Annotated in this window: 18 protein-coding genes and 1 pseudogene; 6 read left to right on the plus strand and 13 right to left on the minus strand. The window is 59.6% G+C overall.

The features are described 5' to 3' along the window. Positions 1–16: 16 nt before the first annotated feature. From alr to ACN6KF_RS27730, 4 genes are read right to left on the minus strand one after another with little or no spacing between them, the layout of a single operon-like run. The gene (alr, locus tag ACN6KF_RS27715) at positions 17–1153 is read right to left on the minus strand and encodes an alanine racemase (RefSeq protein ID WP_434960130.1); all 1137 of its coding nucleotides are present in this window, start codon (positions 1151–1153) and stop codon (positions 17–19) included. Continuing rightward, positions 1143–1874, minus strand: a complete 732-nt coding sequence (locus ACN6KF_RS27720; RefSeq protein WP_434960131.1) for an ABC transporter permease — start codon at positions 1872–1874, stop codon at positions 1143–1145. The genes alr and ACN6KF_RS27720 overlap by 11 nt, the downstream gene beginning before the upstream one ends. Positions 1875–1885: 11 nt before the next feature. Beyond that, the gene (locus tag ACN6KF_RS27725) at positions 1886–2545 is read right to left on the minus strand and encodes an ABC transporter permease (protein WP_434960132.1); all 660 of its coding nucleotides are present in this window, start codon (positions 2543–2545) and stop codon (positions 1886–1888) included. Positions 2546–2558: 13 nt separating this feature from the next. Further along, on the minus strand, positions 2559–3359 hold the full coding sequence (locus tag ACN6KF_RS27730; RefSeq protein WP_434961319.1) for an amino acid ABC transporter ATP-binding protein: 801 nt from the start codon (positions 3357–3359) through the stop codon (positions 2559–2561). Positions 3360–3735: 376 nt separating this feature from the next. On the opposite strand from ACN6KF_RS27730, the gene ACN6KF_RS27735 reads away from it, so the two are divergent. Both ACN6KF_RS27735 and ACN6KF_RS27740 read left to right on the plus strand, forming a co-directional pair. Beyond that, on the plus strand, positions 3736–4677 hold the full coding sequence (locus ACN6KF_RS27735; protein ID WP_434960133.1) for a LysR family transcriptional regulator: 942 nt from the start codon (positions 3736–3738) through the stop codon (positions 4675–4677). Positions 4678–5914: 1237 nt separating this feature from the next. Next, positions 5915–6253: a hypothetical protein gene (locus ACN6KF_RS27740; RefSeq protein WP_434960134.1), complete on the plus strand. Its 339-nt coding sequence runs from the start codon at positions 5915–5917 to the stop codon at positions 6251–6253. Between the two features lie 215 nt (positions 6254–6468). On the opposite strand, the gene ACN6KF_RS27745 is transcribed toward ACN6KF_RS27740, so the two are convergent. From ACN6KF_RS27745 to ACN6KF_RS27755, 3 genes are read right to left on the minus strand one after another with little or no spacing between them, the layout of a single operon-like run. Beyond that, a complete protein-coding gene (locus tag ACN6KF_RS27745; RefSeq protein WP_434960135.1) occupies positions 6469–7365 on the minus strand; it encodes an efflux RND transporter periplasmic adaptor subunit in 897 nt (298 codons plus the stop codon). Continuing rightward, a complete protein-coding gene (locus ACN6KF_RS27750; RefSeq protein ID WP_434960136.1) occupies positions 7362–7577 on the minus strand; it encodes a DUF1656 domain-containing protein in 216 nt (71 codons plus the stop codon). The genes ACN6KF_RS27745 and ACN6KF_RS27750 overlap by 4 nt, the downstream gene beginning before the upstream one ends. Next, positions 7574–9688 (minus strand): FUSC family protein, encoded by a 2115-nt coding sequence (locus ACN6KF_RS27755; RefSeq protein ID WP_434960137.1) that lies wholly within the window; start codon positions 9686–9688, stop codon positions 7574–7576. Before ACN6KF_RS27755 ends, ACN6KF_RS27750 begins: the two co-directional genes overlap by 4 nt. 76 nt (positions 9689–9764) lie before the next feature. On the opposite strand from ACN6KF_RS27755, the gene ACN6KF_RS27760 reads away from it, so the two are divergent. Both ACN6KF_RS27760 and ACN6KF_RS27765 read left to right on the plus strand, forming a co-directional pair. After that, positions 9765–10583 carry an AraC family transcriptional regulator gene (locus ACN6KF_RS27760; RefSeq protein ID WP_434961320.1) on the plus strand — a complete coding sequence of 273 codons (819 nt, stop codon included), beginning with the start codon at positions 9765–9767 and terminating at the stop codon, positions 10581–10583. A gap of 346 nt (positions 10584–10929) precedes the next feature. Beyond that, complete coding sequence (locus ACN6KF_RS27765; RefSeq protein WP_434960138.1) at positions 10930–11304, plus strand: VOC family protein; 375 nt, start codon at positions 10930–10932, stop codon at positions 11302–11304. Positions 11305–11637: 333 nt separating this feature from the next. Here ACN6KF_RS27765 and ACN6KF_RS27770 read toward each other — a convergent pair whose 3' ends face one another. The 6 genes and pseudogenes from ACN6KF_RS27770 to ACN6KF_RS27795 all read right to left on the minus strand — a co-directional run bounded on the left by ACN6KF_RS27770 (position 11638) and on the right by ACN6KF_RS27795 (position 17292). Next, positions 11638–12717, minus strand: a complete 1080-nt coding sequence (locus ACN6KF_RS27770) for an OmpA family protein (RefSeq protein WP_434960139.1) — start codon at positions 12715–12717, stop codon at positions 11638–11640. Continuing rightward, positions 12710–13783, minus strand: a complete 1074-nt coding sequence (locus ACN6KF_RS27775) for a hypothetical protein (RefSeq protein ID WP_434960140.1) — start codon at positions 13781–13783, stop codon at positions 12710–12712. Before ACN6KF_RS27775 ends, ACN6KF_RS27770 begins: the two co-directional genes overlap by 8 nt. Positions 13784–13785: 2 nt before the next feature. After that, positions 13786–14610: an amidohydrolase family protein gene (locus tag ACN6KF_RS27780; RefSeq protein WP_434960141.1), complete on the minus strand. Its 825-nt coding sequence runs from the start codon at positions 14608–14610 to the stop codon at positions 13786–13788. Next, positions 14591–16042: a hypothetical protein gene (locus ACN6KF_RS27785; protein ID WP_434960142.1), complete on the minus strand. Its 1452-nt coding sequence runs from the start codon at positions 16040–16042 to the stop codon at positions 14591–14593. The genes ACN6KF_RS27780 and ACN6KF_RS27785 overlap by 20 nt, the downstream gene beginning before the upstream one ends. A 240-nt stretch (positions 16043–16282) precedes the next feature. After that, positions 16283–16477, minus strand: a pseudogene (locus tag ACN6KF_RS27790) (CapA family protein); the annotation flags it as partial. Between the two features lie 65 nt (positions 16478–16542). After that, a complete protein-coding gene (locus ACN6KF_RS27795) occupies positions 16543–17292 on the minus strand; it encodes a FadR/GntR family transcriptional regulator (protein ID WP_434961321.1) in 750 nt (249 codons plus the stop codon). Between the two features lie 475 nt (positions 17293–17767). On the opposite strand from ACN6KF_RS27795, the gene ACN6KF_RS27800 reads away from it, so the two are divergent. Further along, the gene (locus ACN6KF_RS27800) at positions 17768–18241 is read left to right on the plus strand and encodes a RidA family protein (RefSeq protein WP_434960143.1); all 474 of its coding nucleotides are present in this window, start codon (positions 17768–17770) and stop codon (positions 18239–18241) included. 39 nt (positions 18242–18280) lie between these two features. After that, on the plus strand, positions 18281–19036 hold the full coding sequence (locus ACN6KF_RS27805; RefSeq protein ID WP_434960144.1) for an amino acid ABC transporter ATP-binding protein: 756 nt from the start codon (positions 18281–18283) through the stop codon (positions 19034–19036). The last annotated feature ends 9 nt before the right edge of the window (positions 19037–19045 follow it).

The following is a 19045-nucleotide window of genomic DNA, read 5'->3' on the forward strand; positions in this document are numbered from 1 at the left end:
TTGGTTCGGTTCTTGATTATCCGCCGAGGTGTATCCGCCGCAGGTTCTCGCGGAGGCCGCAGGCGGCACCCGTTTCGTCCATGTCCCAGGCAGATGCGAGGTCCTGCAGTGTGATGCGCTCGGCACCCGCGGCGCCCAGTAGGATCGCCTCGTCCCCAAGCGCGGCTTCGGGAATATCGGTGACGTCGATGCGAAGGTGCTCGAGGTGGGCAGGCGGCACGATCGGAGCGCGCTGCCCTCGGAGGAGTACAGTGGCCTTCGGCCCGAGACGTCGTGGCACCCCATGCCCCCAGCCGATGCCCAGAACCGCCAGGCGCATGGCCCCATGGTATCCTGGAAGGTCCGGTGGCGTGCCCATGCTGTCGTCGCTCGCTTTAAGCGCGACGATGCGTGCCTTAATCGCTGACAGGGCAGGGCGGATAAGCAGCCCTCGGCGACCTGCATGGGCACCGGTTAGTCCGAAAAGGAGCGCACCCGGATCGACCGCATCCATGTCGAACTCCGGATGGCGAAGCAGGCTTTCGCTGCTCGACACCATGACCGCCGCGGGACGGTGGCCTGTCGCCTCGAGTCCCTTGAGAAGAGGTGTGAGGCGCGCAACCTGCTCTTGCGCCGAGGCTCCAGCCTGGCCGAATTCGCTGAGATGGGCATAAAGACCCTCGACCACGATATTGGCCTGCGACGTGCACAGATCGATCAGGGACCGAAGGCCCGAGGGTGCCACGCCCGCGCGCCAGAAACCTAGATCCACCTTCACGAAGATCTTGAGGGGCACGCCGGTCGATAGCCAGCCACGCAGATCCTCCTCACCGGAAATCGAAATCGTCAGATCGAGCTCCCGGACAAGCTCGATGGCGTTCGGTCCAATGCCCGGATACATCAGGATAGGCTTTCGCGGCGCCGCCTTTCGTACCGCCAGGGCATCGGCGATCGACACGACGCCGAAGGCATCGACGCCAGCCGCACACAAGAGGGCGGCCACCTCTTCCGCCCCGCATCCATAGGCATCCTGCTTGAGGCAGGCGATGATTTTCGTGTTCGGGCCGATCGCTGTTCGAATGGCGCGGTAGTTGGAGGCAATCGCCGACAGATCGATCTCGCGCCAGGCGGTCTCGCCGAGCTGAAGCGGACTTTGGTGAGACCTATTGTTCATGGGCCACCTGCGCGAGGGCGACCCGGCCCGGTTCGGATTTGGTCCGCGGCGCACCGTTCAATCGCGTTTCCAGCAGGTGGAAAGCACCGGTCAGCACGAATGTCAGGCCAAGATAGAGCAAGCCGGCGGCGATGAAGATCTCGTAGGGCGCGAAGGTCTCTGCAACCAGCTTTCGCGATAGCCCAGTGATCTCGAGTAGGGTCACCGTGCTGGCCAGCGACGTTGCCTTCACCAGGCTGATGACTTCATTGGCGTAGGAGGGAAGAACGCTTCGGAAGGCGATCGGGAAGATGATCCGGCGCTTGATCTGCAAGGGCGACATGCCGATCGCCTGTGCCGCCTCGACCATGCCAGGGGCGACGGCCTGGATCCCGCCGCGAAAGATCTCCGTCGTGTAGGCGGCGCCATTGAGCGAAAAGGCGAGCAGACAGCACCAGAACGGATCGCGCAGCAGAACCCACAGGATGCTCGAGCGGATGAGGCCAATCTGGCCGAGGCCATAATAAACGATAAAGAGCTGAACGAGCAGCGGCGTGCCACGCAAAACATAGGTGTAGGCGAGGACAGGCAAGGACAACCAGCGCCGAGACGATGCACGCATGAAGGCTAGCGGCACCGAGAGGACGAAGCCTGCAAGGAGCGATACCAAGGTCAGGAGAAGTGTCAGCGGAATGCCGCCGGCAAGCGTGACGGTGCTGGTGAGGAGGAGGGGGATATCCATCGTTGAACGCCTCACCGCCCGGGAACGGCAAAACGCCGTTCGAGCAGATTGAAGATCACCAGCGCCAGGCTGGTTAGCGTGAGGTAGAGGGCCGAAGCGGCCAGATAGAAGCTCAGCGGCGCGCGCATCGAGCCCGCGCCAATGGCGGCGACGCGCATGATATCGGTCAGTCCGACGATCGAGATCAGCGAGGTCTCTTTCACGAGGGAGATCCACTGGTTCGCAAGCGCCGGCAGCGCGATGCGCAGCATTTGCGGAAAAGTGACGAGCAGCCAGGTTTGCCAGGGATGCAGCCCAAGCGAGCGGGCCGCCTCGATCTGTCCCGCGGGTATACTGCGCACCGCACCTCGGAAGATTTCCGCGGTGTAGGCGCCGAAGACCACGGTGAGGGAAACCACTCCCGCCAAGAACGCATTGACCTCGACATAGCGGCCGAAGAAGGCGCTGATGGCGACCGTGCCTCCGAAATAGATCAACAGGATGATGATGAGTTCGGGCACGCCGCGAATGATCGTGGTGTAGAAGCCGACGGTGAGGCTGATGGCTTTCCACCGCGATAGCCGCCCGGCGGCAGCGAGCAGACCGAGCGCCATGCCGAGCATGCCGCTGACAAGCGCCAGCAGTACCGTCGTCTTCAGGCCGTTGACGAATTGCACGGCAAAGCCGTCCATGCGGGAAACCCCTCTATCGATGTGAGGCAAGAAAACTGCGAAGCCGGCTGGAAGCAGGCGTGGAGAAGAACTCCGATGGGGGACCTTCTTCCTCGATCAAGCCTTGGTGCATGAAGGCTGCCCGTGTCGAAACCTGCCTCGCAAAGGCGAGTTCGTGGGTGACGATCACCATCGTTCGCCCTTCCTCCGCCAGTGCCGCCATGACACGAAGCACCTCGCCTACCAGCTCTGGATCGAGGGCCGAGGTCGGTTCATCGAAGAGCAGAACGCGGGGCTCCATGGCGAGCGCGCGAGCGATCGCCACGCGCTGCTGCTGGCCGCCGGAAAGATGGCGGGGATAGGCGTCCGCTTTGTCGGAGACTCCGACCTTGGCGAGGTAGCAGCGCCCGAGATCGGCTGCCGCATGGCGCTGGAGCCCTTTGACGAGGATGGGACCTTCCGTGACGTTCTCAAGCACCGTCTTGTGGGGCCAGAGATTGAAGTTCTGGAACACCATGCCCATCGACGCTCTGACGCGCCGCACCTGCCGATGATCGGTGATGCTGGGCTCGCCGCCTCGCTGCGATGCAGCCTGGATCGCGAGCTTCTCGCCGTGGATCCAAATGTCGCCCCGGTCGGGGACTGTCAGGAGATTGAGGCACCGCAGAAGCGTGCTCTTGCCCGAGCCGCTGCTGCCAAGGATAGAGAGAATTTCGCCAGGCCTTACGTCGAGATCGACGCCGCGCAGGACCTCGTTGCCGCCGAGCCGTTTTTCGATCCGCTGGGCTCGGATACCGCGCGTCACGGCCCGGGGGAACGTCGCTTCACTTTGCATCAGGCACCCCGCGCTGGAGGCTGGGTGCCGCCGGTACGGGGGAATGCTGGACATGGCAAAGCGCTTGCTGCACGCATGGAGCTGCACCACTCTTTTTTGAGTTCTGTTGTCGATGTGTGGGACGCCCCTCTGCTCCAGAGGCGGCGAGCGCTTTTGGAACTGCGTCTTGACCCAGAATTGCCCGCGCGCTTCCCGAGATCAATTTATAAGCGAAATTATTTTTCGATAAGTTCAGCTAATAGGGCCTAACGTCGCCCCAACGCGAATAACCATCTATTGCTCCGTGGTAGACAATCGGAGTGGCACGATCGGCAGGACTGTATAAGTTGATCTTTGTATCGAAAGACGACAACGGCAGCTGCGCGAAAGCCATATCATGGTGGAAATCTCAAAGACGGGCGTCACGCTTCGCCAGCTTCAGATCCTGCGCGAGGTCGTCAGATCGGGCTCGGAGCGCAGTGCTGCCAAAGCACTTGAAATCACCCAGCCTGCCGTCAGCCAGCAAATTCGGATATTAGAGGGCTTGCTCGGCGTGCAATTATTCGTGCGCGACAAGGGGCGGCTTGTTCCGACGGCCCACACGATGACCCTTTTTCGCGATACCGACGCCACCTTCGTCCAGATCGAAAGGGTCGCCAAAACGGTTGCGTCCTTGAAGGGGGTCGATAGCGACACGATCAGTATCGCCGCGCCGCACATCTTCTCGCTCCGACTTTTGCCCGAGGCTTTCCGCAAGCTGCGTTCACACCAACCGATCGCAGGGATCGTGCTCAAATCGGGCACCTACCCGGAGGTGGCCGAGCACGTCCTGGAGGGACGGGCCGACCTTGGAATTGCTCGGCTGCCCTTGGACGGCAATGTCTTCGACTGGTGTTCGGCAACAACCGCAACCAATGTCTACATTTGCCCTCGCGGTCACCGGTTCACCCACAAAGATATCATCAGGCCTGAAGATCTCGTGGGGGAGCCGCTCGCGGATGTCGAACCAGGGATGCAGTCCCATCTCATGAATGAGAACGCTATGAGATATATGGGGGCGGAACCGCATCTGGCCATCCAGGTCGACGTCATCGGCCAGGAGGTGAGTTTCGTTGCTGCGGGTCTCGGCATATCGAGTAGCAACACCTTCGCCGCCAGCCAGTTTGCGTCTTTCCCGGTCGAAGTTCGCCCCTTCGAGCCGAGCGCCCTCTATCACTATGTCGTATTCTGGCAGAAGGGGCGCAGGTTCGGAACGCTGCTCCAAGAAACGATCAAAGTGCTGGTGGAATGCGCGCAGGTCGATGCGGAAGATCGTGAAGACGCCGGCACGTACCCATAAGGCACACGAGGATCGCCCAGACTCTTGATTGGCAATGTTTCCATGCGCCGCGCGTCAATAAGCATTCCATGAACTCTTGAGATCGTGGCCCGTTGACCAGGCGGCAGTGGTATCGCCACTGCTCGGTGCTTCGTAGCGATCACTAATCATCGCGTGACAGTATCGCGGATCATTTTCAGCGTGGCGGCGGCCACATACAGTTGCCGATAGAGCATGCTTCACTCGATATGTTGCTGCACATCGATCACTCCATCGCAGGGCGATGACCAGCATGTACCGAGGAACCGGACCGCCTGGCATTCCGCCTGGATTTCAACGTCACATCATCCGTTGAACAGCCAACCCCAAATCTCGGAACCACAGAGCGAATGGTGTTCATGCAGCCGGGATGCCTCAATGCCAACGCCGGCGGCCAAGACTGCTCCTGCGTCAATGACCTCTCACAGAGTGTCATGAATGAAAGCCGAATGTATCTTCTTCTTGTGTTGAGAGAAAAATCGGAAGAGGCATTTTATTATTATTTCAAATTTTATCTAATGTCTAAGAGTGCTGACATCATCTATCGGGCTCTCGGTCGATACGCCATTGAAAGACTAATCTTGGACTCGAATACAATAAGCATCATGTGTCACTTCAAGCCGCATATTTTTGCATATTTGGCTGGCAAGCGCAGCCATTCATCCGTGAGCTATGAAGCTTCGACCTCGCCGGCCGTGCTTGCATGATCAAGAATTCCGAGAGCGAACCTTCATGTCCAAGCTTAAACAGTTGGCCTTTTACGCTTTGGTGCTCGTGTCGAGCTGCTTGGTCTCTCGCGCTGTCTTCGCCTGGCATCATCTTGTATCGAACGTGATCGATACGCTGCATGGATCTCTGATTGTTGGATTGGCCGGCAGCATTCCGCTTACGATTCTGACCAACCTAGCCAATCGTAGGCGGGGGAAGAAATAGCGCTATATCAAGCAGGATTAGACCACTCGCTACCCATCCCGGCTTGCCTGCGCCTTCGGTGGTTTGGCGCCGAGGGGGCGAGGTCGCCCCCTTGCTCCCACATCCCGGCGCGGACATACGGGCCAAAGCCTCGTCCGTCTGCCTGCTTGAAACAAAAACCCGCCACCGTCTCCCAGGCGGGCTCGAAACATCGTGCTGTCACCCAGAAACCGGGCCATCGAAATTATTCAGGTTGCGTTCAGTGCGGGCTTACTAGGATTGCGCGAATATCAGTGGGAGAACAACGATGTCTCGCTCGATGATTTTCGGCCTAGCTTTGGGAGCGGCAACAGCTCTGGCTTCGACAGCAAGTGCAGCTCCTGTAGTCCAGTTCGCGCCCAATGGCGCCTCTCCCGTTGCAATGCAGATCCAATATTACGGCTACGGATGCCCCCCGGGGTACAAGATCACGAGCTATGGCGGCTGCAAGCTAAGCCATTATCTTCGCCGCCATCCTTATCAGATGCCCGGCTATTACGGCTACCGACGCCAGTATGACAGCTACTATTACAACGACCAGCCTCGCTACTATCGCCGCTATTATCGACCGTATCAAGGCGATGATGATTATTACGGTGACGATTGATCAAGCGGTGCGTCCGTAAGCCCTAGTCTTATACCATAAACGGAGTTCCCCGAGCGGGCGCGTTCTAATTCATTGATCTCGACCTTGGAGGTTGAGATCGCGCGCTTTGACTTGACGGATTTCGAGCGGTCGGTGATCGAGCCGCTTCTGCCGACGAAGGTGCGTGGGGTTGGGTTCGAATAAAGCCCACTGATTGGCACTAGACCATCGCCATCTCAGTTCGCCGCGCTAGCAGACTTGGCGCTAGCGGGGATGATCTCGACGGTCGCGGTACGGCCGGAGATCAGCCTGATGCCGGCGGGAACGGGGGTGATGCGGATGCGGACCGGGATGCGTTGCGCGAGCCTGACCCACGAGAAGGTAGGCACGACCTTCGGCAAAAGATTACCCGTGTCGCCCCGCTGGTCGTCGGCAATGGCGGCGGCGATGCTCTCCACGCGGCCGGTGATCTCGGCATCATCTCCCATCAGCCGGACTCTGGCTTGGTCGCCGATCGCGACCTGCCGCAGCTTCGTCTCCTCGAAGTATCCCTCGATGCGCAGCGAGGCGGTGTCGACAAGGGCCACCGCTTGCACCCCGGCCGCCAGAAAGTCTCCTGGATGGATGCCCAGATTGGTGACGATGCCGTCAACCGGAGCCTTGACCGAAGATCGTGCTAGATCGAGCGCGGCGAGGTCACGGTCGAGTTGCGCCTGCCGATAGTTTGCCCCAGCCTGCCGGGCGTTGGTCTCCACCTGTTCCAACTTTTGCCGGGTGGCGCTCGCGTCCCCGAGCTGGCGATAACGCACGAGATCGCGATTGGCCATGTCGAGCGCGGCCTTGCTGCTGTCCGCTTTGGCTTCCGCCGTTTTCAGGGCAAGCGCATAGCGCGCCTGATCAATGCGGAAGATCACGTCGCCCGCATGAACCTGTTCATTGTCATGCACCAGCACCTCGCTGACGAGGCCGGACACGTCGGGCGCGAGACGCACCACATCAGCGCGCACGCGCCCGTCCCGTGTCCATGGCGTCTGCTCGTAGCGCCCCCACACCGGCAGCGCGATTAGAGCGGCGGTCGCGACGAGGCAAAGGGTCAAGGCGTAACGGCCGAGCAGGGATAGAAAAGGCTTCATTGAAGTAACCCGATCGATGGCAGGTGCTGCACGAGCAGACCGTACATGATGGCGAAGATGGCGAGCTCGGCGAGCTGCCGGTATGCGAACACGCGATAGATACCCGCGACGGAGAGGATGCGGATCACCGCAATGGTGCCGACGAGCGCTGCGAACGCGAGCACCAGGAGGCCGGGGATGAGGACGCCGCCAACATTGAGATCAACGATCATGAGCTGCGTCGCCCATCTGGCGTGCCACTGGAACCGAGCGCGAACCGAAGGTCGATCAGCAGGTCAAGCATCCGCAAGCGGTTCTTGATCGAGCTGCCCGCGATCATCGTCGTCAACGTCTGGATGCGATGATCAAGGTCGATGTGATCGACCGGTCCCATCAGGCCTGCAGCGCTGAAGCGTATGGCGATCGCGGAAAGAAGATCGCTCACCTTGTCGCCAACTTCGCCCTTGGTGCGCGGGATCGTCTTGCGAAGCCGACTAACGGCGTAACCGATGCGAAGATGGTGCAATGTATCGTCGAGAACGTCCGAATAGTCTTTCTCAGACACGCGCAACCTAGGAAGCAGCAGCGCTGTCCGATCGATCATGAGACTCATCCAGTGTGCTTCGTCGGACGCGCCAACAAGGGCTCGTCGTCTGACGTCTCTCCGACTTAAGCGAAGCAGCCGGTTGATCGCCGCATCGACTGGTACGGTCTGGAACAGGGACAGGCTCACCGCCCCGAAACCGACTGCCGCAAAGAGCGCGATGACGGTGTTGAGAGACGCGGCGAAGTCGCCGGTGTAGTTGGCGTTCAGACCCGAGAGGATCGGGATGGTGAGGGTGATTCCAAGCGCCATGAACGTCGTCGGGGGACGTGCTTGCAGGGAACCAGCGAACAGGAACGCCGGCGCGAGCACCGCGATAAGGACGGCGAAGTCCGTGACTTGGGGAAGGATGACGAAGCTGTAGGCGAGACTGATCGCCACCCCATAGATCGAGCCGACCATATACTTGACGACGTTAGGCGCCGGCGCGTCGACATTCCCGAACAGGGTGCAGCATACCCCGAAAATGGAGACGGCCGTTCCGCCTTCCGGCCAGGCCGACCAGATCCAGAAGGCGCAGCCGATGAGGATGCCGAGAATCGCGCCCAGCGCGGCGCGGCCCGCCATCTCCGGATCCCGGTGATAGACGTATCCCTTCGCATGCACTGGCCCATGGAGCGATGCCGCTTCGTGCGAGCGGTCGGCAGTCGCGATATTCCGCCCAAGCCTGTCGCAGTCCTGAAGCAGGCCGATCATCTCGGCCAGATGGCCGGCGAGATTGGCGGCGAGCCTGGCGTCAGGTGTCGCGTCCTCCGCGCTGAAACACTTCTGGATCGATCGCGCGCGCGCGATCAGATGGACTGCGGCGCTCTCCCGCGCGGCCGCCTCGACGATTGTGATCCAGATCCCGACCTCACCGAGGAAGGCGATGAGTTCATCGGGCGGGTTGTCGCCCTCGGCGCCAAAAGAATGGATCCGGTCCTCAATCTCGGTTGCGAGCAGAAGCAGTCGGGCGAGCCGGTCATGGACCAGTTGGAGCTTTTTGGCATCCGGCGTTACGGGCGTTGCGTCATACGGCAGGTGCGTTGCAAGCCCCTGCAGGGCGAGGAGGTCCGCTGCGAGCTGGTAACGTTCGCTGCGATTCTCTCCGGGCGTTCCAGTGAGCGCGTCGCCTGCCAGCCGACGGACATCCCGCAGCGTTGCCGACAGTTTGCCGGTGAACTGGCCGGTCATGCGCTTCGGCAGGACGTAACGATGCATCAGCACGGCGCAAACAATCCCGATCGAAATCTCCTGGACCCGCACCGAGGCCGTATCGAAGACCGCGCCGGGATCGAGCACGCTGGGGAAACCGATCAGGCTCGCTGTATAACCGGCAAGAACGAAGGCGTAGGCTCTTGGCGTGCGATCAAGCAGCGAGAAAAAGAGGCAAAGGCCAATCCAGCAGGCAAGAGTCGCGCTGCATGCGATCGGATCGTTCACGAAATTGGGGACGATCGCTACCGTCGCCACGGCGCCAATAAGCGTCCCTGCGAACCGATAAACGCCGCGGCTGAGCGATGCGCCGGCGGAGGTCTGAGAGACGATATAGACGGTGACGATGGCCCAGAAAGGTTTGGGCAGCCCGATACGCAGCGCAATGTAGTAAGCCAGTATCGCCGCGGCGAAGCTCTTCACAGAGAACAGAACCGCATCCGCATCCGACTTCGTGGTGTGGGCTTGCCAGAAATGCGAAACCGAACCCGCTATTGCAGTGGCGGCCTTCTCTATCGATCTGTTCGCTGCAAGTAAGATGCTCATGCGAGCCATTATCGCTGCGTTGCAAACGCGAATAAATTCGGTATTCTGTCAAAAAATATTCAAAAGCTGCCAATCGATGCTCCTTTCGCGATCAGCCGTTTCCGTCTTCAACCCAGACCTTACGGATCAGCCGGCCGTCGCGCGGCAGCTCGACTTCGCGGATTACGAGGCGGAGGTGCCGATGCATCGGCATCGCAAGGGCCAGGTGATCCTCGCGCTGCATGGGGCAGTCACCTGTACCGCGGACAACGAGATCTGGATCGTGCCGCCCAACTGCGGAGTCTGGATCCCGGGCGGAGTGCCGCATAGCGCCCGGGCGACAGTGAATGCCCGACTCAACTACCTCTTCGTGGAGCCAGGAGCGGCTAAGCTACCCGAGGATTGCTGTACTCTGTCGATCTCCCCGATGATCCGGGAAATGGTCAAGCGGCTGGCTCACGAGCCTGCCGACTATCCTCCGGATAGCCATGCGGCCCGGCTTGCGAGGGTGGCCCTCGACGAACTGGCCGAAATGCCGCGTGAACGCTTCAAATTGCCCATCTCCAGCAATCCGAAGATCCTTACGATAGCGGATGCCCTGACGGTTAAACCTTCCGACCGCAGTACGTTGGCCGAATGGGCGAAGCTCGTGGCGATGAGTGAGAGGTCGCTCGCCCGTTTGATGATCGCGGAGACAGGCCTGACGTTCGGACGCTGGCGGCAGCAACTGCACCTTGTCGTCGCACTTCGAGAATTGGCCAGCGGTGCGACGGTGCAGACCGTAGCGGCCGAGCTTGGCTACGACTCGGTCAACGCCTTCATCACGATGTTCAAGAAGGCTCTAGGAAGCACACCCGCGCAGTATTTTGCGCAACGCAGGGCGACGCTGCTTACAGCCCCTAACCCGTGCGAATGATATTCGGATTCTCGGCGGTGCTCCCGGTCCGCGAATTGTACTTCGTCGCGCCATAATGCCTTCCATCACAGCAGTCGTACTAAACGGCACTGAGAACCGCCGATTATGTGCGAACCCGATTTATCCTGAAGATCGGCCGTGGCGGCTAGTAATCCAATCCTGGACGTTCGTATCGACGGCCGTCACTCCTGAAACCGGACCCTTTATGGAGGCCATTGTCATCAATGGCTTTTTTGCAGAAGCCAGGTGCAGAACCGTCGCTTTAGCCGGGATTTTCGCAGCTGCCCATGGGTACGTAGGATACGTTAGGTTGGGGATCCATTTTGTATATTACTGGAGATGAAATATGTTCACGCACGTCATGATCGGCAGCAACGACCTGGAGCGGGCAAGAGGCTTCTACGACGCCACGTTCGCTGCGCTGGGAGGCAGGCCCGGCGAGATGGATGCGAGAGGCAGGCTGATCTATACCCACGAGGGCAGTCGACTGATGATCACGAAACCGATCGACGGCAAGCCGGCCACCGTGGCTAACGGTGGGACGATCGGCATCGACGCCGCGAGTCCCGACCATGTTCTGGCATGGCATGAGGCCGGTACCAAGCATGGTGGCACAGCGATCGAGAGCCCGCCCGCGGAGCGTCCAAACGGCTCATTCGTTGCCTACCTACGCGATCCGGACGGAAATAAACTCACCGCACGGTCTCATCCAACGAGGTGAGAGCGGCGCCAGCAGCGCCCGCGATCATCCGCCCGCTCTGATGGATCGATCAGCCGGGTCTGCGCTTGAACAAAAATGTAGAATTGTCAGCAGATGAAAGGCGTCGCCCCGGCGGCTATCGGCGGTGATCTTGGTATCTGCGTGGCGGAAAGGGGAGAGTTGGCGCGCCGGACGAGATTCGAACTCAGACGTCGAAGTCGTGGTGCGGCGCGCAGGCGATGTTCGCTTTTGAGAGTCGTCCGACGCAACGTCAACGGCAGCTAAGAGGCGCTAAGCGGCCACATGCAGCCGCTTACTTGGGAGTCCTTATGGGCCACTATAGCGATATTCACATTAGGGCTGCATCTCAGATTGAGGTGCGGGGCCGTTTGTCAGTTTGCTTGTCGAGCGTCTCACTCTAATCTCGATCCTGCGCCGTTCCTTCACGTCTCCCTTGCTGGTGCCATCCGTGACCTTGTCACCGGGCAGGATCATCTGCCCTCCCGACAGCGGCAGGACAGCAACGCCCTTTAGCCGAGGGTCGCCCTCCAAAACCCTGGCGACAGAAACTGCGCGGGCCATGCCAAGTCCTGCATTATCCGCTGGGGTCAACCCATCTATTTGAACCTTGCCGGCGAGGGCTGGGACGAGTTTGCCATCCAGGTTGGAAACGCGATTGTTGACGGCCTGTTCGTCGGTGTGGCCAATCACCTCGACGACATCGACGTTATACTCGGCGACAATCCTGGCCACCTGATCAACGACGCTTGTCTTCAGCTTCTTGTCGAAATCCGCCGAGAGATCCGCACGTCCGATCGCAAAATTATAGCCGCTGGCTTCGCTCAGATTGATGATGGGTGGCCAATCATGCTCGCCGCGGCCTTGCCGCATCGCCTGGCGTGTCTTTGCCCCTTGGACGAGCACATCGCTCAAGTCGGAAACAGCAAGCTCGCCCAGACCCACCGTCGCCATTCGGTTCTTGGCCTCGACGATCTGCCGCCAAGCCGCCGCAAGATCGGTTCCCGAGGCATCGGTGGTGAGTGTGGGCAGGAGGTCCTTGAGTTTCAAAGCCTGCTGGGTCAATTGCTCCGGATCGACGCCGCTTTTTTGCAGGTTGTTGACGATATCGCGGGCTTCGACCAGTTTGCGCCAGCTATCGTCAACTTGCTGAGGAATAGCCCCTGCGCGCTTGAACTCATCGAGGAGAGCGGCCAGATCCTTTGACGTTTGCTGTTCCTTGGCGAGCGCAACTTCGGCCTGCTTCAGGCGAGCGGCCAGATCCCTGCCGCGCTGTTGTTCTCGACTGAACATTGCGGTCAAGGCGATCAACAGGCAGAAGACTAGCAAGAGCATGATCTCGGCCATCGTCAGCCCAAGCACGATGCCGCGCCGATAGGCTGCCCCATCGGATGCGATTGGGGTCGCCTTAGGCATCGACCGCTTCCGATTTGCGAAAAAGGCGCTTGATGTATCGCAAGGGTCGGCTCTGCTTGTCGGCCGCCGCCGCTTCCATCTGTTTGGTCAGCCTGCCGATCGCGTCAGCCAGGCTATCGATGCGCTCGTTGCGCCTGGCTTCGGCGTCGAGAACCTGCGTGGGCGTCATGGGCGAGTTGTGCTCGATGAATGTGGCCAGGCTTCGGCTGAGCTGCGCAACAGCCTGCGTCAGTTCGCCGACCGAGGGCTGGAGCTTTTCCTCGATGACGTTTGCGGGGACCTGCAGGCTTTTCAGATGATCCGATACAGATTCCAAGGTCGTTGCGAGTCTGTCCGTTCCCTCCGATAATTTGGCTGTTTCCGCAGCGAACTTCGTGTTGGCAGCCTCGACACTCTCAAAGGCTGATTTTGCGAATGCCTTCAGGATCGTGGTGCTGGCATCGGCGCTCGCTTCGATCGGTCCGGCCGCCTTTTTCGTCAAATCCTGGAAATCACCCAGTGCTCTGCTCGCTGCATCTCGAACGCCCTCGCGCGCATCGGCGAAGCCTTCGATGACCATTTGCTGGGAAGACCGGCGAAAATTGGCGATTTCGACGACGATGGTGTCCAGTTCCCGGCGCACCCGCCGCGTGGCCTCCGACAGCTCCAGACGCGAGGCTTGCTCCACCTCATAGGGGTCTTGGCGCATCTGTCCAAACAGCACACGGAGAGCGACGCCGGCGATGGTTGAGGCGATCGCCACACCGAAGTTGCGGACGATTTCCTCGACCGCGCCTTCCGCCTGGAACTGATAGAGCGATACGCCAAGGCTCGTCAGCGTAAACAAAAAGCCCATGTAGTAGATGTTGTCGCCCGCCTGGTCCAAGCGCAGGCGAAAGCGCCTCAGCACAATGATCGCCAAGGCGTAGATCACCATCACGACAACGGGCACCGACGTTACCAGAAAGGACGGGTAATGCAGGAGCTTGGCGGCGATGATATAGGCGCTGCCGGCCAGCACGAACACGCTGAAGAGGCTGGCGCTGATGGCGCTGTCGGTCGTCGACCAGCTCTTGTCCTTGGCCATCCTCAGTTCACTCCCTGCAGCCGGTCGGCGCTGTCGAACTTGCCGTTGTTGTCGGCGATCCACTCCTGCCAGAAACGGATATGGGCAACGCTATCGATTGGCGGCTTTTGGCGCTGCACATATTTGATCTTCACCTCGGCGCCGTGGAGATCGGTCCGGTATTGCCGGTAGGCGAGGGACTTCTTGAAACGCGCGAACGAAAGATCGCCGCGATACTGGTTGTAATCGCGTTCGTTCTCGATCATGTCGGAGACGACGACCAGCTTTTTGGCAACGTCGTCCGCCTTGGCGCTTGTAAACTGTTCGACCGCAATCGCCTGGATCGTGGCCATGATCGGCGAGTTGTCGGACGGCACACCGCCCAGATCGGCGGCAAGCGCTTGTTCAAGAGGCAGCTTGAAGCCTTGCGTCCACTTCTTCCTGGCAAGTTCCTTGTTGCCGGTCAAAGCGTCCACGCCCGATCCGTCTCCGGGATTGCACGCATGAAATTTCACGGCACCGCCCGAGGCGTTCGGCTCCAGGACACGCAGTTCGAACAGGCCATAGTCGGGTGTGGACTCAGCCAGATCGGTGAGCTCCGTCATCAATTGCTGGCGGCCGATCGGCGGCAGCGCGTCTGACGCGTCGAGCAGCACGATTGTCATGGAGGTCGGTCCATCGAGCGGGCAAAGCGTCGTTTTATCCAGTTTTGGCGGAACCTTTGCCGTCAGCTTGAGATAGGCAAACCCACCGGCGACGGCGGCAGCGATGAGCAAAAGAACAGCGCCAATTAGGTAGCTCGATATGCCACCCTGGCTGCGCGAGCGTCTACGCCTGTTTCGAGCCATCACCCACTCCCGGCTCGGGAACGACGTCGTCGAGTTGCTGATATTCGTCCATCGTGGTTTGATAGGCGGTGTGAATCTCCTTCACCTCAGCCGTCAACATTGCCTGGATTTGCTCGATGCGTGATCTGAGGTCGCGCAGGCTCCATTCGCCGTCGGTGTTGGCCTCCACGCTCACCTTGGTGAGCGAGAAAGCCGTGGCGAACCGTGTCGGCGGCGGCGCCTTGCGGGCCTTGGTATTGGCCTCGCGATAGAGGCTGATCAGCGCGTTGGCGGCCCGCTCCAGATGCTCCTGATGCTGGGCAAAGAGCTTCAGCATGCGCGAACGATTGGCGACAATCGCCTCATACTCACCGCGGCGCACCGACAGGTCTCGGCTGATGTCCTCCATTTTCTCCTGATATTCGTCCCGGACGTCCTTCAGGTTCTCATCGAGCTCAGCCCGGCGGTTGCGATAGGCATCCCTGCCATCTTCGAGCCGCTGCTGGACATCGGCATAGCCCGGATAGGCATCGGAGAAGGTCAAACTGTCGATGAGAGCGACCACCGAAAACAGAAGGCCAAGTCCGAAGAAGAGCCAGGAATTGATATCGCGCAACTGGAACGGCGTCGCAGCCATGGCTTGCATGACACGATCGCCGCCGCCGTCCAGTAACTGGGCTGATACATCGCGGTAGTGCGCCAAGGCGAGGTTGAGGCCGAGGGCAAAGGCCAGATAGAAGCAAAAGGCGAGCACACCAAGGCATTTGCGGACCACGCTGTTGTGCGCGATCTGCTTGACGCCGAAATGCCCGATGATGAAGGTGCCGAAAATGTTGAGGGCGGCAAAGGAGATGGCCTCGGTGACGCCGCCGAGCAAGCCCTGCTCATTGCCCTTGGCCAGGAAGTTGCCGTTCGCAAAGGCCTCGACCACGAACATCACGATGAGAAGGGCGACTTTGAGGAAGGTCGCCCCTCCGCCATGGACACGTGCGGTGCGGTCGATCTTGTGCTTGCGGCGGAACGATTGCTGTTCGGCATCGAGGTCGCGCAGGTTTCGCCGCAAGGCATAAAGGTCGTCTCTGCCTGCGCGAGCCTCCAGCTTGAAATCACCCACGGCCGCAGGTGCTGTGTGCTGGATCTGCGTGAACCTATCCTCGAAATCGAGCGCTGCCAGACGCTCGGCATAGGTGCGCAGCTCATCCTCGATCGTGGCGTGGGCGGCTTTCTTGGCCGCTTCGATCCGCTCGATGATCTGAGCCTCGACAGGATCGGCCATTACCGACGCGGTGGGAGGCTCATCCTTCGATCCGCGTTCTGCCCCTCGATTGGCGAGATCGAGTTCGACAGCGAGCCGGTCCGTGTCGATATCCGCAAAGGTCTCGATCGATGGACGCTGGTCGTGAGAAGGCTTCGTGATCCCCTGCAACAGGCGGGCGAGGGCAGTGCTCTTCAAGATGAATTATCCGGAAACTCAAACGTGACAAAGGGTCGAGATTATTCGCGACGTCATCGTTATACAGGCAGTGCCAAGCGTATCATAGCGGCGGTTCTGCGGCGGGAAGTGCCTTGCCGTTACCCCTTGAGCCAACTTCGTACACCGCCATGACGCGTGCATGTGCCTCAAGGGTGATAGGAGTGGCTTGTCGAGCCGTCCCTGCAGACGGCGATCTGGTGTTTGCGGTCGCGATGATTGGATACCGGCATGAAGGAAGTCCCTGGCCGCAACCTCTTCGAGAGTGGACAGGAAGCCGGGCGGGCCCAGATCGAAGGCATGGTTATTGGAGAGCGCCAGGGCATTGAAGCCAATGTCCTTCAACGCATTCAGAACTATAGGCTTCGAGCAACCGAAATAGTTGCCCTTCATCGGCCATCCGCCGTGACGACCGAACACCACGATATCGCCGTTCAGCAGCGAACAGCGGTCTTCCGCCCGCGCTCGTGAGGGGGCCTCCGTCATTCCCCAGCGATGTTGCTCAACGGAGATGCATTGTCATCGGAAAACCCTCGATAGCGCAAATGACTTCTATTCAAATGAGCCCGCATCGCTTCGCGCGCTAGTTCTGGATTTCCGACGCTGATCGCCTCGCATATGGCACGGTGCTCGACAACGGTGTTTTGGATATAGCCCGGTGTGATGAGCGCCGGGTTGAGTTCCCGGGAGAAAGCCGGTTGGGGCAAGATCTTCAAGCTCATCAGATTGAAGAACTCGATGAACGCACCGTTGTTCGTTGCCTCGGCAATGGAGCGATGAAAGACGAAGTCGAGATCATCGAGCGAGTCTTCGTCGTCCAACGACGCTTCGAATTGGCGGGCGGCATTCCAGATGTTTGATTCCTGAGCCCAGGAGCGGCGCGAAGCGGCCAGCCCGGCGGCGTGCACTTCGAAGGCCATTCTCAGCTCCAGAAGATCCATGAAAGACGTCTTCAGCCGTGCGAGCGGGGCCAGTGCAGCTTCGGCCTCAAGTTCGGCATGCGTCTCAGAGGCGGGCGTGGGAGGAGCCACGACAAACACGCCCACTCCATGACGAGCCTCGACGATACCATCCGAGCGCAGTGCGGATACGGCTTCGCGTATGACCGTCCGGCTTACGCCAAACGTCTGCGACAATTCGTTGAGTGATCCGAGCTTGTGTCCTTTGGCAAGCTGTCCCTCTGCGATATGCGTTTTCAGCGCCTTGATTGTCCGGCCTGTCAAAGTATCCAAATGCCACCCGTCCAATTCGTTCCACCACATCCAGCCTGCTGCCTTTGTGGATAGGGATTTCACGATCCAGCACAAGGTAGCACAACGGCGATTGGTGGTACTACCTCAATACGAATCTACGACCGCTGAACGGATGCTCACTGATAGTATCACCCGTGGTATTAGCGCTCACTCGGGCCTGTCTGACGTCAGAAAGCGAAATTTTTTTCGACATTGGGCTGGTTCCGGATTTTGGAACGCAATCTGTAATTTTCATATCTTATTGAAAATATATATGTTTTCTCAATATGGCTCATAAAATCGCAAAGAGATAATATCTCTTTTGCTAAGGTTGACATGAGATACTATTTCTATAATCTCCACCTTCAGAAAAAGGTGCGCCAACCGCAATTTCCGGGATCCTTCCGGACGTAGCGAGCGGCCCGGGAGCGAATCTGGGCGCATTCGTGCGTTCAAAAACAGGTGCAAAACGACGATGGGTGATGTTTCTGCACGCCTTACCAAGTTGGGGATCGTATTACCTGCGATAGCCTCGCCTGCGGGGAATTATCTCCCCTGCCGCTTGGCTGGAAATCTTCTCTATGTCTCCGGTCAGGTTCCGAAGATCGACGGCGTGGACCATTTTCCTGGCGTCGTGGGCGAAGACGTAACACCGCAGGAGGGCTATCAGGCGGCCCGCCTTTGTGCGCTCAACCTCCTGGCACGCGTCCACGCCGCGCTTGATGGCGATCTCGACCGCGTGGTCGCCTGTCTCCAGCTTCGTGGTTTCGTCAATGCCCGGCCCGACTTCAAAGGCCATCCTGCCGTCATCGATGGCGCCTCCGATCTGCTCGTCGAGGTCTTCGGCGACAAAGGGCGGCATGTCCGCACCGCGCTTGGTGCCGGATCGCTGCCGCGTGGCTCCTCGGTAGAAGTCGACGCCATATTCGAAGTCACACCGAAATCCTGACGGCAAAAATCCTGACAACAACAGGAAGGGGAACTGGTCATGGGCCAGAGCGGTATATTGGAAAAAGCCATCGAGATGGTCGATGTCAACAAGTGGTACGGCTCTCTACAGGTACTGAAGGGCATCAACCTGAACGTCGCTCGTGGCGAGCATATCGTTTTGTGCGGCCCGTCCGGGTCAGGCAAGTCGACGCTGATCCGCTGCATCAATCACCTGGAGGAAGTCCAGGAAGGCGCGATTACCGTCAACGGCACGCAGCTCAGCCAGAGGGGCTCGAACGCCGATCATATCCGCCGCGATGTCGGCATGGTATTTCAACAGTTCAATCTCTTCCCCCATCTGAGCGTTCTTGAAAACTGCATGCTGGCGCAGCGCCGGGTGCGCAAGGCTTCCATGGCGGAGGCCAAGGTGAAGGCCATGCGCTATCTCGAACGTGTGCACATTGCCGAGCAAGCGCTGAAATATCCCGCGCAGCTGTCGGGGGGGCAGCAGCAGCGCGTCGCAATCGCTAGGGCTCTGTGCATGGACCCCAAGATCATGCTGTTCGATGAGCCGACCTCCGCTCTTGACCCCGAGATGGTCAAGGAAGTCCTCGACACCATGATCTCGCTTGCCGACGACGGCATCACGATGATCTGCGTGACTCACGAAATGGGCTTTGCCCGTGCAGTGGCCCATCGCGTTATCTTCATGGACCGCGGTGAAATCATCGAAAGCGCCAAGCCGGAGGACTTCTTCGGCAATCCGCGCCACCAGCGCACCAAAGCCTTTCTCAGCCAAATTCTCAATCATTGAGCGGGGAAG

Source organism: Labrys methylaminiphilus subsp. lupini (assembly GCF_051161885.1).
In the GTDB taxonomy this organism is placed as follows: Bacteria; Pseudomonadota; Alphaproteobacteria; order Rhizobiales; family Labraceae; genus Labrys.

Excerpts from the sequence above, each read along its gene's own strand:
- alr (WP_434960130.1), bottom strand. The coding sequence starts at position 1,153 with ATGAACAATAGGTCTCACCAAAGTCCGCTTCAGCTCGGCGAGACCGCC.
- ACN6KF_RS27720 (WP_434960131.1), bottom strand. The coding sequence starts at position 1,874 with ATGGATATCCCCCTCCTCCTCACCAGCACCGTCACGCTTGCCGGCGGC.
- ACN6KF_RS27725 (WP_434960132.1), bottom strand. The coding sequence starts at position 2,545 with ATGGACGGCTTTGCCGTGCAATTCGTCAACGGCCTGAAGACGACGGTA.
- ACN6KF_RS27730 (WP_434961319.1), bottom strand. The coding sequence starts at position 3,359 with ATGCAAAGTGAAGCGACGTTCCCCCGGGCCGTGACGCGCGGTATCCGA.
- ACN6KF_RS27735 (WP_434960133.1), top strand. The coding sequence starts at position 3,736 with ATGGTGGAAATCTCAAAGACGGGCGTCACGCTTCGCCAGCTTCAGATC.
- ACN6KF_RS27740 (WP_434960134.1), top strand. The coding sequence starts at position 5,915 with ATGTCTCGCTCGATGATTTTCGGCCTAGCTTTGGGAGCGGCAACAGCT.
- ACN6KF_RS27745 (WP_434960135.1), bottom strand. The coding sequence starts at position 7,365 with ATGAAGCCTTTTCTATCCCTGCTCGGCCGTTACGCCTTGACCCTTTGC.
- ACN6KF_RS27750 (WP_434960136.1), bottom strand. The coding sequence starts at position 7,577 with ATGATCGTTGATCTCAATGTTGGCGGCGTCCTCATCCCCGGCCTCCTG.
- ACN6KF_RS27755 (WP_434960137.1), bottom strand. The coding sequence starts at position 9,688 with ATGAGCATCTTACTTGCAGCGAACAGATCGATAGAGAAGGCCGCCACT.
- ACN6KF_RS27760 (WP_434961320.1), top strand. The coding sequence starts at position 9,765 with ATGCTCCTTTCGCGATCAGCCGTTTCCGTCTTCAACCCAGACCTTACG.
- ACN6KF_RS27765 (WP_434960138.1), top strand. The coding sequence starts at position 10,930 with ATGTTCACGCACGTCATGATCGGCAGCAACGACCTGGAGCGGGCAAGA.
- ACN6KF_RS27770 (WP_434960139.1), bottom strand. The coding sequence starts at position 12,717 with ATGCCTAAGGCGACCCCAATCGCATCCGATGGGGCAGCCTATCGGCGC.
- ACN6KF_RS27775 (WP_434960140.1), bottom strand. The coding sequence starts at position 13,783 with ATGGCCAAGGACAAGAGCTGGTCGACGACCGACAGCGCCATCAGCGCC.
- ACN6KF_RS27780 (WP_434960141.1), bottom strand. The coding sequence starts at position 14,610 with ATGGCTCGAAACAGGCGTAGACGCTCGCGCAGCCAGGGTGGCATATCG.
- ACN6KF_RS27800 (WP_434960143.1), top strand. The coding sequence starts at position 17,768 with ATGGGTGATGTTTCTGCACGCCTTACCAAGTTGGGGATCGTATTACCT.
- ACN6KF_RS27805 (WP_434960144.1), top strand. The coding sequence starts at position 18,281 with ATGGGCCAGAGCGGTATATTGGAAAAAGCCATCGAGATGGTCGATGTC.